Below are 1,378 nucleotides of genomic sequence, written 5' to 3' on the forward strand. Positions count from 1 at the left end.
GGGCCGAGGCGGCGGCGACCGCCGGGGCCCCGGCCTCGCTCTCCGACCTGACCGCGCTCATCGGCGACCGGCAGAGCTGGGTGCACAGCCACCCGGCGGACGCCCCGGCCTGGGCGGCGCTCGGTTCGGCGTACGTGGAATGGGCGCACCGGTCCGCGGACTTCGGGTACTACCCGCGCGCCGAGCAGGCGCTGAAGCGCTCGCTGGCGGCCGTGCCGGGAGACCGCGGCAACAGCGCCGCCTGGGTGGGGCTGGCCGAACTCGCCGACGCCCGGCACGACTTCCTCGCGGCGAAGAAGTGGGGCGAGGCGGTCCGGGACCGCGGGCCGGGGGCGTCGGTCACCTGGGCGGTGTACCCGGCGCTGATCGACGCGTACAACGGGCTCGGCGACCAGGAGGCCGCCGGCAAGGCCACCGAGAAGTTCGCCGCCCTGCGCAAGGGCGCGCCCGGGCTGGGCCGTACCGCCGAGCTGTACCGCGACCGGGGCTGGCGGGAGGACGCGCTCGCCACCGCGCAGGAGGCGTCGGAGCGCTCCGGCACCCCCGCGCAGAAGGCGGAGGCGCTGCACCGCCTCGGCGACCTGGCCCGCGAGCGCGGCGACGCCGAGGAGGCGCTGGGGCAGTACGACGCGGCGCTCCTGGTCGACCACGGGCACCACACCTCCCTCGCCGGCCGGGCCCGGGCGCTGGCCGCCCTGGGCCGGACCGACGAGGCGATGGCGGAGTACCAACGGGTGCTCCAGCGCCTCCCGCGCCCCGAGTACTCCCTCGAACTCGCGGAACTGTACGAGTCGTTGGACCTCGACGGGGATGCCGCCAGCCAGTACGCGTCGTTCCTGAGGATGGCCGCTTCGGCGGAGCGGAACGGGGTGGACGAGACGCTGCCGCTGGCCCGTTACGAGAGCGGGCACGGCGAGGCGGAGGCGGCGGTGGAGCGGCTGCGCGCCGCCTGGGGCGAGCAGCGGCGGAACGCGGAGGTCGCGGACGCGCTGGGCTGGGCCCTGCACCGGGCCGGCCGGACGGAGGAGGGGCTGGAGTTCGCCCTGAAGGCGGCCGACAGCGGGGTACGCAGCGCCTCGTACGCCTACCACCTGGGCGTGATGGAGGCGGCTGTGGGCGACACCGGGGCGGCCCGCCGCTCTCTGGCGGAGGCCCTGCGCACCGATCCGGCGTTCTCGCCGCTGGACGCCCCGGCGGCCCGGACGGCGCTGGCGGAGCTGGGCGAGCCGGCCGGGGGCGGACCGGAGGACCTGCGGCAGGCCCCCGGCCCCGCCGAGGAGGCCTCCGAGCCGCAGCGGGAGGCCACCCTCACCGACCCGTCGGTGATGTCCCTCATCCAGGCCGACTTCCCCAAGGCATCCTCCGAGGACTGAGCACC

1 protein-coding gene is annotated in these 1,378 nt (G+C 77.0%); it reads left to right on the forward strand.

Translation table 11 applies throughout. The features are described from left to right. On the forward strand, positions 1 to 1,373 hold a 1,373-nt coding region (locus ACWD3D_RS37105), incomplete at its 5' end, for a hypothetical protein (protein ID WP_451465030.1). Between the last annotated feature and the right edge of the window lie 5 nt (positions 1,374 to 1,378).

The organism is Streptomyces sp. NPDC002690 (genome assembly GCF_053592415.1).